We start from the raw sequence: 14528 nt of genomic DNA, 5'->3' as shown, positions 1-14528 counted from the left end.
ATGCTTTCCAACCCTAACATCGATCTGGTTTCGCGCTTTCTTCGCCTGCCTCTGGAACAGCGCCAGCAGTTTTACCAGCGCCTGCAAAGCCGCGGCATGAGCTTCGCCCAACTGCCGATTGCCTCGATCCGCGAGGACGGCCAACACCTGCCGCTGTCCTACGCCCAGGAACGCCAGTGGTTTCTCTGGCAACTGGACCCGGACAGCGCCACTTATCATATTCCCGGCGCACTACGTCTGCAGGGCCGACTGGACCTGGCGGCCCTGCACCGCGCGTTCGACAGCCTGCTGGCCCGCCATGAAAGCCTGCGCACACGCCTGGTACAGGACGGCGAGCGCCTGCTGCAAAACGTAGTGCCCGAGGCGCGCATCGAGATACAGCAGGACGTTGCCGACGAACACCAATTGATGGCGCGCATCGAAGCCGAGATAGCCCGGCCTTTCGATTTGCAGGCGGGGCCGTTGTTGCGCGTGACCTTGCTGCAACTGGCCGAAGACGAGCATGTGCTGGTGATGGTGCAGCACCACATTATTTCCGATGGCTGGTCGATGCAGGTCATGGTCGAGGAACTGGTGCAGTTCTACGCCGCGCACAGCCAAGGCCAGGATGTGCAATTGCCGGGCTTGCCGATCCACTACGCCGACTACGCGCTGTGGCAGCGCAGCTGGATGGAAGCCGGGGAGAAGGCCCGTCAATTGGCCTACTGGCAGGACCTGCTGGGCGGTGAGCAACCGGTGCTGGAATTACCCCTCGACCATCCGCGCCCGGCGCAGCAAAGCCATCGCGGCGCCAGCTTGCAGGTGCATCTGCCGGCGGACCTGGTGTCCGGTATCAAGCGCCTGGCCCAGCAAGAAGGCGTGACCCCGTTCATGCTGTTGCTGGCCTCGTTCCAGACCCTGCTGTTTCGCTACAGCAGCCAGTCGGACATCCGCATCGGCGTGCCGAATGCCAACCGCAACCGCGTGGAAACCGAGCGGCTGATCGGCTTTTTCGTCAACACCCAAGTGCTCAAGGCCGACCTTGACGGGCAGATGAGCTTCGCCGAACTGCTGCAACAGGCCAAGCGCCGCGCCCTGGAAGCCCAGGCGCACCAGGACTTGCCGTTTGAACAATTGGTGGTGGCGCTGCAACCTGAACGCAGCCTGAGCCGTAACCCGCTGTTCCAAGTGATGTTCAACCACCAGACCGACGCCCAGGGCGGGCGCGATGGCCAGCAATTGCCTGGCCTGCGGGTGGCGGAACTGGATTGGGAGAGCCAGACCACGCATTTCGACCTGAGCCTGGACACCCATGAGTCCGCCGAAGGCCTCTGGGCGGCGCTGACCTACGCCACCGACCTGTTCGAAAGCGCAACCATCGAACGCTTGGCGCAGCATTGGCAGAACCTGCTCCAGGCGGCAGTGAGTGCACCACGCAGCCGTCTTTGCGCGCTGTCGATGCTCGATGCACCCGAACAACAGCGGATGCTCAAGGACTGGAATGCCCCCGCCACCGTCGCCGCACCGCATGCCGTGCACCAGTTGTTCGAGGCGCAGGCCCGCGAACATCCGGCGCGCCAGGCACTGGCCTTGGATGAGCAAACGCTCAGCTACGGTGAACTGAACCGCCAGGCCAATCGCCTGGCGCACTACCTGATCGCCCAGGGCGTAGGCCCGGAAGTTCTGGTGGGGATCGCGGTCGAGCGCTCCTTTGCCATGGTGGTCAGCCTGTTGGCCGTGCTCAAGGCGGGTGGCGCCTACGTGCCGCTTGACCCTGAATACCCGCGTGAACGCCTGGTGCATATGCTCGATGACAGTGGTGTGCGACTGGTGTTGACCCAATCCCACCTGCGCGACCGCTTGCCATTGCTGCCCGATCTGACGGCGCTGGACATCGACCTGGCCGACGCGCAGTTGGCGCAGTGTGCCGAGCACAACCCGCCTGCCGTGTTCGAGCCCCGCAGCCTGGCGTATGTCATCTACACCTCCGGCTCCACCGGCAAGCCAAAAGGCGTTGCCATCAGCCATGCGGCATTGAGCGAATTCGCCGGTATCGCGGCCGAGTATTCGCGCCTGGTCGCGGACGACCGCGTACTGCAGTTCGCGACCCTGAACTTCGATGGTTTTGTCGAGCAGCTGTACCCGGCCCTGACCCTGGGCGCGACGGTCGTGTTGCGCGGGCCGCAGTTGTGGGACGGCGCTGACCTGTACCGGCAGATTATCGACCAAGGCATCACCCTGGCCGACTTGCCCACCGCCTATTGGAAACTGTTCCTGCAGGATTGCCTGGCAGCGGGGCCACGGCCCTATGGCGCATTGCGCCAGGTGCATATCGGCGGCGAAGCGATGCCGCTGGATGGCCCGGTGCTGTGGCGGCGCGCGGGGCTGGGGCATGTACGGCTGCTCAATACGTACGGGCCGACCGAGGCCACGGTGGTGTCCAGCGTGCTCGATTGCAGCGATGACAACGCCGTGATTGGCGCCACTGCCAGCCCGATTGGCCGCGCGTTGCCGGGGCGTGGCCTGTATGTGTTGGACCGTGACCTTAACCTGTTGCCGGTTGGCGCCGTGGGTGAGCTGTACATTGCCAGTGCCAGTGGCTTGGCCCGTGATTACCTGCAACGCCCGAGCCTGACCGCCGAGCGTTTTGTCGCCGACCCGTTCAGCACCCTGGGCGAGCGTCTTTACCGCACCGGTGACCTGGCGCGTTATCGTGCCGACGGGGTGATCGAATACGTCGGTCGCGTCGACCATCAGGTCAAAATCCGCGGTTTCCGAATCGAGTTGGGTGAGATCGAAGCGCTGCTGTTGGCCCAGGAGGCCGTGCGCGAAGCCTTCCTGCTGGCGGCCGACAACCAGTTGGTGGCTTACCTTGTGCCAGCCCAGCCGTTGTCCGCCGCCGAGCATGCGGCGGCGGGCGAAACGCTCAAGGCCACCTTGCGTGAGCAACTGCCCGATTATATGGTGCCTGCGCACCTAATCTTCCTCGACCGCATGCCGTTGAACCCCAACGGCAAGCTTGACCGCCAGGCGCTGCCCAAACCCGATGGCAGTGCGGTGCAACAGGCCTGGCAGGCACCGATTACGCCACTGCAACAGCAGGTTGCGGCGATCTGGGCCGATATTCTTGGCGTCGAGCGTGTGGGCCTGACCCACCACTTCTTCGAACTGGGCGGGCATTCGCTGCTGGCCATGCAGGTGGTCTCGCGCATTCGCCAGGCATTGCAGCGCGAAGTGCCGCTCAAATTGCTGTTCGAGCAGCCGCGCCTGGAGGGGTTTGTCGCCGCACTGACCACCCAGGCCCCAGGCGCGCCGACCGCGCCCGCGCTGTTGCCGGTAGGACGGGACCAGCCGTTACCGCTGTCCTACGCCCAGGAGCGCCAGTGGTTTTTATGGCAACTGGAGCCGCAAAGCGCCGCGTACCACATCCCCAGCGCCTTGCGTTTGAAAGGGCAGCTTGACCTGGGTGCACTGCAACGCAGTTTCGATACCTTGCTGGCCCGGCATGAAAGCCTGCGCACTCATTTGCGCCAGGAGCGCGACCGCGCGGTTCAAATCATTTCACCGCAGCTGTCGTTGCAGATAGCGCACGCCGAGGTGCAGGAAGCACAGCTCAAGGCGCGGGTCGAGGCCGAAATAGCCCAACCCTTCAATCTGGAACAAGGGCCTTTGCTGCGGGTTTCGTTGCTGCGCATCGCCGCTGATGAACATGTATTGGTATTGGTGCAGCATCACATCGTGTCCGATGGCTGGTCGATGCAGCTGATGGTTGAAGAACTGGTGCAACTGTATGCGGCCTACAGCCAGGGACAGGTGTTGCAATGGCCGGCGCTGCCGATTCAGTACGCCGACTACGCCGTATGGCAGCGCAACTGGATGGAGGCGGGCGAGAAGGCCCGTCAACTGGCGTATTGGCGCGACATGCTAGGCGCTGAGCAGAGCGTGTTGGCGTTGCCGTTCGACCACCCACGTCCGGCTGTGCAAAGCCATCGTGGCGCGCGCCTGGCATTCGAACTGCCCGGTGCGTTGACCCAAAGCCTCAAGGCCCTGGCCAAGCAGCAGGACGTGACCTTGTTCATGCTGCTATTGGCCTCGTTCCAGACGTTGCTGCATCGCTACAGTGGCCAGGAAGAGATCCGTGTCGGGGTGCCGATCGCCAACCGCAATCGCAGCGAGACCGAGCGTCTGATCGGCTTCTTCGTCAACACCCAGGTGCTCAAGGCCGATCTCCACGGCCAGATGAGCGTCGAGCAACTGTTGCAACAGGCCCGGCAACGGGCACTGGACGCCCAGGCCCACCAGGACCTGCCCTTCGAGCAACTGGTGGAAGCGCTGCAACCCGAGCGCAGCCTGAGCCACAACCCGTTGTTCCAAGTGATGTTCAACCACCAGACCGACGTGCGCCAGGCTCAGGTTCAGCAGCAACTGCCGAATCTTTCGGTAGAAGGGCTGGAATGGGAAAGCAAGACGGCGCATTTCGACTTGGACCTGGATATCCAGGAATCCACCGAAGGTATCTGGGCGACGCTCGGCTATGCCCAGGACCTGTTTGAGGCCAGTACCGTGCAACGCATGGCGCGACACTGGCAGAACCTGTTGCAAGGCATGGTTGCCGATCCACGGCAGAATATCAGCCAATTAAACCTGCTGGACAACGCCGAACGGCAACAGATTCTTCAACTGTGGAACCAGAGCGACGCCGGCTTCTCGGCCAAGCGCCTGGTCCACGAGTTGGTGGCCGACCGTGCCGGGGAAACCCCTGAGGCGGTGGCGGTGAAATTTGGCGAGCAACAGCTGACTTACGGCGAGCTGGACCGCCAGGCCAACCGCCTGGCCCATGCGCTGATCGCCCGTGGTGTCGGCCCGGAAGTGCGCGTGGCGATTGCCATGCCGCGCAGCGCCGAGATCATGGTGGCGTTCCTCGCGGTGATGAAAGCCGGTGGTGTCTACGTGCCACTGGACATCGAATACCCGCGTGATCGCCTGTTGTACATGATGCAGGACAGTCGCGCCCGATTGCTGTTGACCCATTCGGCAGTGCAACAGCGCTTACCGACTCCAGACGGCCTGGAAGCCCTTGCCGTGGACCAGACGCAAGCCTGGTCCACTGACGACGACACCGCACCCGAGGTGGCGCTGGATGGCGACAACCTGGCCTACGTGATCTACACCTCCGGCTCCACCGGTATGCCCAAAGGCGTGGCGGTGTCCCACGGTCCACTGGTAGCCCATATCATTGCCACCGGCGAGCGCTATGAAACCTCGCCCGCCGATTGCGAACTGCACTTCATGTCGTTCGCCTTCGACGGCTCCCACGAAGGCTGGATGCACCCGCTGATCAACGGCGCCAGTGTGTTGATCCGCGATGACAGCCTGTGGCTGCCGGAATACACCTACCAGCAAATGCACCGTCACAACGTGACCATGGCGGTGTTCCCGCCGGTGTACCTGCAACAGTTGGCCGAGCATGCCGAGCGTGACGGCAACCCACCGAAGGTGCGCGTGTACTGCTTTGGCGGTGATGCCGTGGCCCAGGCCAGCTACGACCTGGCCTGGCGCGCGCTCAAGCCGACTTACCTGTTCAACGGCTACGGCCCGACCGAAACCGTGGTCACGCCGTTGCTGTGGAAAGCGCGCAAGGGCGATCCCTGCGGTGCCGTCTACGCACCGATCGGTACAATGCTGGGCAATCGCAGCGGCTACGTGCTGGACGCACACCTCAACCTGCAACCCATCGGCGTAGCCGGTGAGTTGTACCTGGGCGGCGAGGGCGTAGCCCGGGGTTACCTGGAGCGTCCGGCCCTGACCGCCGAGCGCTTCGTACCGGACCCGTTCGGCAAGCCCGGCAGCCGTGTGTATCGCAGCGGCGACCTGACCCGTGGCCGCCCGGATGGCGTGGTGGATTACCTCGGCCGCGTCGACCATCAGGTGAAAATCCGTGGCTTCCGTATTGAACTGGGCGAGATCGAAGCGCGCCTGCGCGAGCAGGACAGTGTCGGCGAAACCGTGGTGGTGGCCCAGGAAGGGCCGAGCGGCAAGCAACTGGTCGCCTATGTGGTGCCGCTGGCCCCCTTGCTCGTCAACGACGCAGTGGCGCAGTCGACCTGCCGCGAAGCCTTGCGTCGCGCCCTGAAAACCCGTTTGCCGGACTATATGGTGCCCACGCACCTGATGTTCCTTGAGCGCATGCCGCTGACGCCGAACGGCAAGCTCGACCGCAAGGGGCTGCCGCGCCCGGATGTCAGCCAGATGCAGCAGGTGTACGTGGCGCCACAGAGTGAGCTGGAGCAGAAGATCGCGGCGATCTGGTCCGACGTGCTGCGTCTGCCACGTGTCGGTTTGCACGATAACTTTTTCGAATTGGGTGGTGACTCGATCATCTCTATCCAGGTGGTCAGCCGTGCCCGCCAGGCCGGTGTGCGCTTCACGCCCAAGGATCTGTTCCAGCACCAGACGGTCCAGAGCCTGGCGGCCGTGGCCCAGGAAGGCGAGGGCGAGGTGGTGATGGATCAGTCGGCATTGACCGGCGAGTTGTTGTTGCTACCCGTCCAGCAGGCGTTTTTTGGCGATGACGTCCCCCAGCGTCACCACTGGAACCAGTCGGTGGTGCTAAAGCCACACCAGGCGTTGCAGGCGCCGCTGCTGGTGACGGCGCTGCAGGCCTTGATCGTGCATCACGACGCCCTGCGCATCGGATTCGTCCAGGGCGCGGCAGGCTGGAGCGCGGCGTATCGCGGGCCGCAGCAGCATCAGGCCGAGCAGGTCCTGTGGCAGACCACCTTGAATGCGGTCGAAGAGTTGGAGGCCCTGGGTGAGGAAGCCCAGCGCAGCCTCGACCTGAGCGAAGGGCCGCTGCTGCGTGCAGTGCTCGTCGACCTGGCCGACGGCTCCCAGCGCTTGCTGCTGGTGATTCATCACTTGGTGGTGGACGGTGTGTCCTGGCGCATCCTGCTGGAAGACCTGCAAACGGCTTACCGTCAGCTTGCCCAAGGTGCCACGGTCGTGTTGCCCGCCAAGACCAGCGCGACCCGTGCCTGGGCCGAGCGTCTGCAAACCTATGCACGCAGCGCCGCACTGGCGCAGGAACTGGCCTGGTGGCAGACGCAGTTGCAAGGCAGCCCCACCGGCCTGCCGGGGGCCGATCCAAAGGCCAGCTTGAGCAACCGGCATGCGCTGAGTGTGACCACCCATCTGGATCAGGCCTTCACGCGGCGTCTGTTGCAGGACGCCCCCAGTGCTTACCGCACCCAGATCAATGACCTGTTGCTGACCGCGCTGGCGCGCGTCGTTGTGCGCTGGACCGGTGACGCGTCGATGTTGATTCGCCTGGAAGGCCATGGCCGTGAAGACCTGTTCGGCGAGATCGACCTGACCCGTACCGTCGGCTGGTTCACCAGCCTCTACCCGGTGAAGCTGATGCCGACCGATTCGTTGGCCGGCTCCCTCAAGCAGATCAAGGAGCAACTGCGCGCGATTCCCGACAAGGGCCTGGGCTTTGGTGCCCTGCGTTACCTGGGGAATGCCGAGGCTCAACAGGCCCTGAGTGAACTGCCGCGCCCACGCATCACCTTCAACTACCTGGGGCAATTCGACGGCAGTTTTGACGGCGGCGAACAAGAAGGCTTGTTCGTCCCCTCCGGTGATGGCAGTGGTTCCGAGCAGAGTGCCGGGGCACCGCTGGGTAACTGGTTGGAAATCAACGGCCAGGTCTACGCCGGCGAATTGAAGTTGAACTGGAGCTTCAGCCAGCAGATGTTCGATGAAGCGACCGTACAGCGCCTGGCGGATGACTACGCGGCGGAACTCAAGGCGTTGATCGAGCACTGTGGTGTCAACCGGGGTGTCACGCCCTCGGACTTCCCGTTGGCGCGCGTGTCCCAGGCGCAACTGGACAGCTTGCCGGTGACGGTGGCTGATATCGAAGACGTCTACCCGCTGTCGCCGATGCAGCAAGGCATGTTGTTCCAATCGCTTTACGGCGAAGGCTCGGGTGACTACATCAACCAGATGCGCATCGATGTCGAGGGCCTGGATGTACCGCGCTTCCGCCAGGCCTGGCAGGCGGCGGTCGACCGCCATGAGATCCTGCGCAGCGGTTTTCTCTGGCAGACCGAGCTTGAGCAGCCTTTGCAGGTGGTCTACAAGCAGATGCACATGCCGTTCGCCGAGCAGGACTGGCAAGGTCGTCCTGACAGCAGTGTGGCACTCGATAGCCTGGCCGAGTCGGCGCGGGCCCAGGGGTTTGTGCTGGAACAGGCGCCGTTGCTGAGCCTGACGGTGGTCCGTACGGGGGCGTCCCGTTATCACTTGATCTACACCAACCACCACATCTTGATGGACGGCTGGAGTGGTTCGCAGTTGTTTGGCGAGGTGTTGCAACATTATGCCGGTGAACCGCTGCGTGTGCCCATCGGGCGTTACCGCGATTACATCGCCTGGCTGCAGGCACAGGACAAGTCGGTCAGCGAGGCATTCTGGAAAGAGCAACTGCTTAACCTGCAAGAGCCAACCCGCCTGGCCCGTGGCCTACAAGCTGCGCAAAGCGAGGCGCTGGCGGTCAACGGCGAGCATCGTCTGAACCTGGACGCCAGCCAGACCGCTCAGCTCAAGGCCTTCGCCCAGCGCAGTAAAGTCACCCTCAATACGTTGGTGCAAAGCGCCTGGCTGCTGCTTTTGCAGCATCACACCGGGCAGTCCACCGTGGCGTTCGGCGCCACTATGGCAGGCCGTCCGGCGCAATTGCGCGGTATCGAACAACAAGTCGGTCTGTTCATCAACACCTTGCCCGTGGTGGCCACGCCGGATGCACAGATGACGGTCAGCCAGTGGCTGCAGCAGATCCAGGCGCAGAACGTGCGCTTGCGTGAGCAGGAGCATACGCCGCTGTTCGAGATCCAGCGTTGGGCCGGGCTAGGTGGCGAGGCGCTGTTCGACAGCATTCTGGTGTTTGAGAACTACCCAGTGTCCGAAGCGCTGGAGCAGGGCGCACCTTCGGGGCTCACGTTTGGCGCCGTCCACAGCCTGGAGCAAACTCATTACCCGTTGACCGTCCTGCTGGGCATCGGTGAAACCCTTGGCCTGGAGTTCAATTACGACCGCCAGGCATTCAGCGCGGCGCATATCCAACGGTTGGCCGAGCACTTCCAGCAGGTGTTGCAGGCATTGGCATTGGCAGTGGACGGTGACCAGCGTCTGGCAACGTTGCCTTCGCTGGCCAGTTCCGAGCGCGAAACGGTCCTGTATGCCTGGAACGACACGTCCACGGACTACCCGCTGCACCTCGCGGTGCATCAGTTGATCGAAGCCCAGGTGGTGCGCACGCCGGACGCACCGGCGCTGGTATTTGCCGGGCAGGTGTTGAGTTACTCCGCGCTTAACCGCCGGGCAAACCGCCTGGCGCATCGCCTGATGGCGGCCGGCGTGGGGCCGGATGTCCTCGTGGGGCTGGCGGTTGAGCGTTCGATTGAAATGGTCGTTGGCCTGCTGGCTGTACTCAAGGCAGGTGGCGCTTATGTGCCGCTGGACCCGGAATACCCCCGCGATCGATTGGCCTACATGCTGCAAGACAGCGACGTGAAGCTCTTGTTGACCCAGGCGCATTTGCTGGAGCAACTGCCGATTCCAACGGGCTTGCACAGCCTGGTGCTGGAGCAGGGCGATGAGGGGTTGCAGGCCTACGCCGAGCGGAATCCGCAGGTCGTCGTCGATGGCGAAAACCTCGCCTATGTGATCTACACCTCGGGCTCCACCGGCCAACCCAAGGGTGCGGGTAACCGCCATTCGGCGCTGACCAACCGGCTGTGCTGGATGCAGCAGGCGTATGGCCTGGACGGCAGTGATACGGTCTTGCAGAAGACGCCGTTCAGTTTCGATGTGTCGGTGTGGGAGTTCTTCTGGCCGCTGATGACCGGTGCGCGCCTGGTGGTGGCAGCGCCGGGCGACCATCGTGACCCGGCCAGGCTGGTGAGTCTGATCAACGCCGAGCAAGTCACTACGTTGCACTTTGTGCCGTCCATGCTCCAGGCCTTCTTGCAGGATGCTGGCGTCGGCGCGTGTCAAAGCCTGCAGCGCATTGTGTGCAGCGGTGAAGCGTTGCCGGTGGATGCCCAGCAACAGGTGTTCGCCAAGCTGCCACGTGCCGGTTTGTACAACCTGTATGGGCCGACCGAAGCGGCAATCGACGTGACCCACTGGACCTGCGTCGACGAAGGGGGTGACGCCGTGCCGATTGGTCGGCCGATTGCCAACCTGGGCTGCTACGTGTTGGACGGCAACCTGGAACCGGCACCCGTTGGCGTGTTGGGTGAACTCTATCTCGGCGGCGTCGGCCTGGCGCGTGGTTATCACCGTCGGCCGGGGCTGACCGCCGAACGCTTTGTGACCGATCCGTTCGGCAGTGGCACCCGTTTGTATCGCACCGGGGACCTGGCGCGTTATCGCGACGATGGGGTGATCGAGTACGCCGGGCGCATCGATCACCAGGTCAAGCTGCGTGGCTTGCGCATCGAGTTGGGTGAAATCGAGGCCCGCCTGCTGGAGCATGCGTGTGTGCGTGAAGCGGCGGTGCTCGCCGTGGACGGCACGCACCTGGTGGGCTACCTGGTGCTGCAGGCGCCGAGCGAGGATTGGAAAGCACAGGTGGCGATGCACCTGGCTGCGCAGTTGCCGGATTACATGGTGCCGGCGCAGTGGGTGGTGTTGACACAGATGCCGCTGAGCCCCAATGGCAAGCTGGATCGCAAGGCGTTGCCTAAACCGGAGGCGCAAGGCGCGGACGCTTATCAGGCCCCGCAAAGCGCCATCGAGCAGCAAGTCGCGGCGATCTGGCGTGATGTCCTCGGTGTCGAGCGCGTAGGGCTGAACGACAACTTCTTCGAGTTGGGCGGTCACTCCTTGCTGGTGCTGATGCTCAAGGAGCGTATCCGTAAAGTCAGCGGTGTCGGCTTGTCCGTCAGCCAGTTGATGCTTAACCCGACCGTACGCGGCCAGGTCAACTGCCTGCAGGGCGACGCGCGCAGCTCGTTGATAGTCAAGCTCAACAGCCAGACAGAAGGCACACCGTTGTTCATGTTCCACCCAAGCTTCGGTTCGGTGCATTGCTACACCGCGATTGCCCTCGCGCTCCGGGAGCAGCGTCCGGTGTTCGGGGTGATTTGCCGTGCATTGGCCGAAGACGGTGCAGCAGTACCCGAATGGCAAGCCATGGTCGAGGATTATGCCGAGCAACTCCTGTTGGCCCAGCCCCAAGGCGCCTTCCGCCTGGCAGGCTGGTCGTTGGGTGGCAACCTGGCGATGGAAGTCGCCTATGTGCTGGAGCAAGCGGGACGCGACGTCGAATTTGTCGGCTGGATCGACTCCGCGCCGCCGCAGTGGCTCACGCCTTATTGGCAGGCGGTCGTCACCGAGGATGACCGTGAAGTCTCGGCGAACGAGCGGCGTGCGGCCTTGTTAGGCGTGATGTTCCCGGCGTTTGCCGAGCGGATTCAGGCGGCCTGGCAGCAATGTCAGCGCGATGCCCAAGACGAAGCCGGGCAATGGCAAGGGTTTATCGCCTGGGCCGAGCAGGCCCTGGGCGAGGCCTTTACCGGTATCAAGGACGAGTTGCTGCGTGGCAATGAGGCGCAGATTTCCTGGGAGGTCGACCGCGCGCTCAGTGAGCGTCTGTCGGCGGCGGACTTCAAGCCGATCAAGGCCCCGGTCAGTTGCTGGTGGGCGTCCATGAGCCGCGCCGGGCAGTTCAAGGAACTGATCGAGCAGCACATGGCAAGCACCCTTGTTCAGGGGCGGGTCGAGCGTTCAGTGGTGATCGAGACTGATCACGATGGGATCATCGACAGTGCCGAGTTCATCCGTAGCCTGGTGGCCGCCATGGAATAACACCTCAAGTGATGAACACTGAACCTGTGGCGAGGGGCTAGCTCACTCGCCACAGGGGAGGGCGGGATACAAAAAAGCCCGATGAAAGCAGCGCTTCCATCGGGCTTTTGGTTGATCGCCGCCAGGGCGATCAAGGCATCACATCAGAAGTCCCAGCGGGTGCTGAACATCACGTTGCGCGGCTCGCCGTAAGCGGCCGAGTTATAGAAGCCCACGTTGGTGTAGTAGGACTTGTCGAAGATGTTGTTGAAGTTGACAGTCGCCGAGAGGTTCTTGGTGACCTGGTAGCGGGTCATCAAGTCCACCAGCCAATAGGACTCCTGGGTGATGTCCTGGTTGGTGTTGAGCTGCGAGTTGTAGATTTCATTCCAACCCTTGCTCTGCCAGCGCAGGCCGCCACCGATGGTGAACTTGTCGAGATCGCCCTTGAGTTTGTAAGTGGTGTTCAGGTTGACCTGGTGCTCAGGTTCGAAGGTGGAGATCTTCTTGTCGTCTGCGTCCCGCACGATCTTGTGGGTGTAACCGCCTTGTACTTGCCAGCCGGGCGCCAGCTCACCTGAGATTTCTGCTTCGTAACCCTTGGTGACGGCCTTGGAGCTCTTGAACGCATAGTTTTGCGGGGAAGGAGTCTGGTTGTTATAGGCATCGTCCGGGATGGCACGGTTGTCTTCATGCACTTCGAAGTAGGCAATGCTGGTGTTCAAGCGACCGTCGAGAAACTCGCCCTTCAGGCCCAGCTCGTAGTTTTGGCCTTCGTCCGGTTCCAGCAACGTCTGGTTGCGGTCTTTGTACGTGCTTTCCTGGGGTTGGAAGATATCGGTGTAGCTGGTGTAGACCGAGAGATTGTCGTTCAGGTCGTAGATCACGCCGGCATACGGCACGAACCGGCCGGTTTCCTTGTAGGAAGGGTTGATACCGGTGACGTGGTAGTTGGCGACGCGACCACCGAGGATCACGTGCAGGTCATCCATCACGTTCAAGCGTGTGGTCATGTAGTAGCCGGTCTGGCGGATGGTATCGTCAATGTATTGCTGGACAGGGCCGTAGATCGGCTTGGCGATATGGCCATTCCAGTTGTAGAAATCGACTTTGTTGCCGCCTGGCCATTCCGGCGACCAGTACCCCTTGCCTTGCCAGCGCGACGTGCCGATCGAGCCGCCCACCACCAGTTCATGTTCGCGGCCAAACAGGCTGAAAGGCCCGGTGGCGTAGAGGTCGGCGGAGGTGCTTTTGGTTTCGCCGGTGTATTTCTGACCGTTGACCTCGGCGGTGCCATCGGCTGCCGGCTGGACAAACTGGATCGAACCAAGGTCAGCATGGTAGCTGTTGATCTTGTGGTCGAGCTGGAATTTGGTGACCCAGCCGTCACCCATATCATGCTCAAGCATGGCAAAGGCGGTGCGGGTGTTCTGTTCCCAGGAGCTCCAGGTGGCGCCGTTGTTGTAGGAGCGTGGCATCTTGTTGATGCTGCCGTTGGAGTTGACCAACGGGAACGAACCGGACCAGCTGGAGCCTTTCGGAATGTTGTCCTGATAGTCGAAGCCGACGGTCAACATGGTGTCGGGGGACAGGTCAAACTCGGTAATGCCGTAGTAGGTTTCGGTCTTGCGCGAGTAATGGTCCATGAAGGATTTTTTGTCCTGGTACGCCGCCACTGCACGGCCCCGGACATTGCCGCTATCGGTCAACGGACCGCTCACATCCACTTCGCTGCGATAGTTGTCCCAGGAGCCGGCGCCCAATTGCACATGGCCCTTGAATTCCGACGTCGGCTTCTTGCGGATCAAGTTGATGGTCGCGCCCAGGGAGCCGGCGCCGTTGAGCAGGCCTGTGGCACCCTTGAGCACTTCGACGCGGTCGTAGATCGCCATGTCGCTGAGGGTGTTCCCCGCCGAGTAGCCGACGTTGCGCACGGTGGACGGAATACCGTCGTACTGGAAACTGTTGACCGGGAACCCACGCGAGTAATAGTTGGTACGGTCGGTGTCATAGGCCGATACGGTGATGCCAGGCGTGTGGCGCATGACGTCATCGACGTTGTTGAGACCGAAGTCCTCGATATGTTGGCGGGTAATCACCGTGATCGACTGCGGGGTTTCCCGCGGGGTCAGGGTCAGCCGCGTGGCCGTGGCAATGGTGCCCGGCGTGTAGGAGCCGGAGCCCTCGGTGATGTTGCCCAGCACGTTGCCGGTCACTTGGGTCGGACTCAATTCCAGCCCGGCGGACGCGCCGGCGGCGGTAACGGTCAGCGCGTTGCCACTGAGGCTATGGGTGGTCGAAGTGCCTGCCAGCATGGTGTTGATCGCCTGCTGCGGATCCAATTTGCCTTTGATCGCCGTGCTGTTTTTTCCCGCCACGTCGGTCGGGCTGTACAGCACCTGCAGGTTGGCCTGGCGACCGAATTCCTGCAGTGCACTCCCCAGTGCCTGTGCTGGAATATCCAACTCGATCTCCTGTGCCTGCACATAGCCGGCAACCGGCAGCGATACCGCTAGGGCAAGCGCGCTCGGCAGGAGGTTGATGTTCAGGGCCCTGGTTAGCGCTTTGCTCAGTGGGCTGAGACCGAGTCGTGCTGACATGGATGGTTTCTCTTCTATATTTTAAGTGGGCAGATTTTAATGTTTGTTGAGGTTAGTTCTCATTACCACTAGTGAGACGTTCCTACTTCGGAA

General features: G+C 62.5%; 2 protein-coding genes. One reads left to right on the top strand and one right to left on the bottom strand.

What is annotated here, in order from left to right:
* Positions 1-11856, top strand: a complete 11856-nt coding sequence (locus AACY08_RS00475; RefSeq protein ID WP_339467297.1) for a non-ribosomal peptide synthase/polyketide synthase — start codon at positions 1-3, stop codon at positions 11854-11856.
* A gap of 143 nt (positions 11857-11999) precedes the next feature.
* On the opposite strand, the gene AACY08_RS00470 is transcribed toward AACY08_RS00475, so the two are convergent.
* Entirely contained in the window at positions 12000-14435 is a 2436-nt protein-coding gene (locus AACY08_RS00470) for a TonB-dependent siderophore receptor (protein ID WP_339467296.1), read from the bottom strand.
* Positions 14436-14528: the final 93 nt, after the last annotated feature.

This window comes from Pseudomonas sp. EL_65y_Pfl1_R83 (assembly GCF_963970695.1).
Classification (GTDB): Bacteria; Pseudomonadota; Gammaproteobacteria; order Pseudomonadales; family Pseudomonadaceae; genus Aquipseudomonas; species Aquipseudomonas tritici.
Note: the sequence above shows the minus strand (reverse complement) of the source record. Positions and strands in the feature narration are given on the sequence as shown.